A 3,402-nucleotide genomic window follows, 5' to 3' on the forward strand; every position below is an offset into this window, starting at 1 on the left:
CCTCGACGTGGAAGGCGAACGGCACCGTCGGCAACCACTCCTGGGCGTACATCGAGGGGTTACCCGTGCTGCCCACGAGCACGCACCCGTCGCCCGACGGTTCGAGCCGGCCCATCGGGGGCCGGATCCACGGGGCCACCTCGGCCACCGGAGCGTCGAAGACGACCCGGGTGGGGAACTCCCACCCGCTTCCCAGGTTCTCCTCCAGGGCCGCCACCGGGTCGAGGCCGGCGGGCGGCTCGAACGTGTGCCCGGTCTCCCGGACCGCCCGGACCCGGTCGAGCCGGTAGGTGCGGACCGCGTCCGCGTGGTGCGCGTGGCACAGCAGGTACCAGCGGCCGTAGCGGACCACCACCGCCCACGGATCCACCTCGGCGTCCCACTCGTTGCCGGATTCGGTCCGGTAGGTGACCAGCACCCGGCGTCGGGCCGCGACGGCACTGACGAGTGCGCTGGTGGTGGTGGGGTCCGGCCGGGACGCATACCGGTCGGGAGCGGCCGAGGCATGCCTGCGCAGCGCGGCCGCCTGCCGGCCGACGTTCTCCGGGAGCACCTGGATGACCTTGCCCAGGGCCGAGCCGACGAGGTCGTGCGCGTCGGTGTCGGCGGCGGTCGGCTGACCGTCGAGCACCGCCATGACCAGACCGAGTGCCTCTGCCTCGGTGAAGACGACCGGAGGCAGCCTGGTCCCCCGCCGGAGCCGGTAACCGCCGTAGGGACCCCGGACCGACTCGACGGGGATGCCAGCCTCGCGGAGGATCCCGACGTACCGCCGCGCGGCCCGCTCGGTGACGCCCAGCCGCCCGGCGAGTTCCCCGGCCGTCGTGCCGGGGCGGGCCTGGAGGATCTCGAGCGTGCGCAGGGCCCGTGCGGTGGGGCTCAGTTCGGTCGGCACCCCAGCAGATTAGGTGTCCAGAAGCTGAACCGGTAGTAGATCGTCCGGAATTGGGCCTAGCGTCATGCCCACGACCAGGTTCCACGGGCAGGACCTCACCGGAGGGCGGGAGAGCTTCCCCGGCAATGCGGTCTGCACATCGTCCTGGGCGGAATGGGAGTACCGGCGCGATGCCGAACGGGACCTGACTTCGTCGAAGAAAGGACACTGATCGTGGACATACTGCTCGTCGCCGGCCTCTGGCTCGACGGATCCGCCTGGGGCGAGGTCGTGCCCGCGCTCGAGGCACTCGGCCACCGCCCCGTGCCGCTCACCCTGCCCGGCCAGGGCGACGGATCCACCTCCGCCACCCTCGACGACCAGCGGGCGGCGGTGCTCGCCGCCGTCGACTCGGCGTCCGGGAAACCCATGGTGGTGGGACACTCCGCCGCCTGCACCCTGGCCTGGCTGGCCGCCGACGCGCGACCGGAGAAGGTGGGCAAGGTCGTCCTCATCGGCGGCTTCCCCACCCCCGACGGGAACTCCTACGCCGAGTTCTTCGAGCTGAAGGACGGCGCGATGCCATTTCCCGGCTGGGGGCCGTTCGAGGGGCCGGACGCCGCCGACCTCGACGAGGAGGCCCGGCGAGCCTTCGCGTCCGCCGCGATTCCCGTCCCGGAGGGGGTGGCCAAGGGCGTGGTACGGCTGGCGGACGAGCGACGGTTCGACGTGCCGGTCGTACTCGTGTGCCCCGAGTTCACGCCGGACCAGGCGCGGGAGTGGATCGCCGCCGGGGATGTGCCCGAGCTCGCCAGGGTCACGCACCTCGAGCTGGTCGACATCGCATCGGGCCACTGGCCGATGGTCAGCGAACCGACCGAACTCGCCCGGCTGCTCGCCTCGGCTGCCGTCGAATCCTGACGGCATGCCCGCAACGCGTGCCGGTCGCCGCCGTCGCAGCACCCCTGGGCGGGACGACCGCGCACATCCCTAGGTCGCGGCCGCGGGCGGCGCCACCGGGTACGCCCGGCGTCTCGCCTGCGCACCGCCACAGTGGCTCCGGGCCCCCGTGCCGATGATCCGTCCTGGTCGACGGAGCGTCCTGCGGGGGCCTCGCCGCTGCAAACGATCGACGCATGCGCAGGTGCGGAGAGACCATCGTGGACCGGCAGTGAGACACGGTCCCCTTCGACAGCTACCTGGCGCCGGGCCGCCCCGCCACCGGGGCTCGGCGGTGAGCCCCGGCGCACAAGTACGGATGAATCCGGGCGTAGCCCTCCACACTGGTCGCTGCCGCCAGTCCGGCCGACTTTCTTCGCCGCCACAGTCTTTTGTCACCACGGACAAAAGTGCGGATGATCCTGCCGAAAGATCTGGACACGCCGACGGCAAGACAGTTAGTGTCGAACAATATCAACATGTTTCTACGAGGTAACCGGCGGCGCGGTTAGCTCGTCGTCTGAGAGTCACGGCTTGGCCGGGGGAGCCCGCTCTCCAGGCCGCCGTGCCCGCAGACTCCGGCGCGGCCCGCCCGCGCCATACCCGCAACGATGTCGGCGCTCCGCCGGCTCGGCACCGCGGTCGGCGTCACCCCCGTCGCCGATCCGACCTCGCCCATAGTCCACCGTGCCCATAGTCCCCCCGCCCTGATCGAGACACGTCTGTCCACACACCAGCCGCGACAGGCCGGCAGCCGCAGCACCGGACCCAGCGTCGCGGATCACGCTGGTGTGCGGTCCACCGCCATGTCACCCGTCGATCAACACGAAACCCCCACGGGTCGTCGACGTTCCCCAAGACTCGCGAAAGGTGTGTTCGGCATGCCAGCTTTCCCTGTGCGCTCTGGCCCGCCAAGGCGCTCCCGGCTGCTTCCCCGGCTCGGCGGCGGCCTGCCCAACCGACCGATGAGGATGCTCGCGGCGATCGCCGCCCTGGTCGTCGGTTCCGCGCTCGTCTCCGTCCCGGCCGGCGCCCGCCCGGCGGACTCCGAGCCGGGCACGGCCCTCGACCGCACCTCGGCCGGGCAACTGCAGGCCCAGGTGCTCACGTGGACGGCCGGTGACAGCACCCAGGCGTACGTCTCCGCACCCACCACCGCGGTCGCCGGGCCGGCCACCCTCGTCTTCGAGAACAGCACCGCGACCGGCAACACCACCGGGATGCAGCACACCCTCACGTTCGACACCGGAAACCCCGAGTACAACCGCGACGTGGACGTGAACATCCTGGCCGACCCGTTCGACGCCAACCAGGGCCGATGGACCGTCGACGTGGTACTCACGGCCGGCACCTACCGCTACTTCTGTGCGATACCGGGGCACGGCACGATGAACGGGCTGCTCGTCGTCACCGGCGGCGGCGAGGACACCACCCCGCCGACGGTGACCGCCGCGGTCACCGGGGAGCAGGACGAGGACGGCGCCTACGTCGGCGCCGCCACGGTGACCCTCTCGGCCACCGACACCGGATCGGGCGTGGGCCGGATCGAGTACGCGCTGGACGGCGGGGCATACGGCACCTACTCCGCC

2 protein-coding genes and 1 pseudogene are annotated in these 3,402 nt (G+C 71.8%); 2 read left to right on the forward strand and 1 reads right to left on the reverse strand.

Features of this window, described 5'->3' with window-relative positions; all coding sequences use genetic code 11:
- A partial coding sequence (locus AAH979_RS42705; protein WP_346263820.1) for a WYL domain-containing protein occupies positions 1 to 847 on the reverse strand: 847 nt, incomplete at its 3' end.
- Positions 848 to 1,108: 261 nt separating this feature from the next.
- Here AAH979_RS42705 and AAH979_RS42710 point away from each other — a divergent pair.
- Both AAH979_RS42710 and AAH979_RS42715 read left to right on the forward strand, forming a co-directional pair.
- The gene (locus AAH979_RS42710; RefSeq protein ID WP_346263819.1) at positions 1,109 to 1,795 is read left to right on the forward strand and encodes an alpha/beta hydrolase; all 687 of its coding nucleotides are present in this window, start codon (positions 1,109 to 1,111) and stop codon (positions 1,793 to 1,795) included.
- A gap of 899 nt (positions 1,796 to 2,694) precedes the next feature.
- A pseudogene (locus AAH979_RS42715) lies at positions 2,695 to 3,402 on the forward strand (hypothetical protein); the annotation flags it as partial.

The sequence above is a fragment of the Plantactinospora sp. ZYX-F-223 genome, assembly GCF_039649625.1.
Taxonomy (GTDB): Bacteria; Actinomycetota; Actinomycetes; order Mycobacteriales; family Micromonosporaceae; genus Plantactinospora.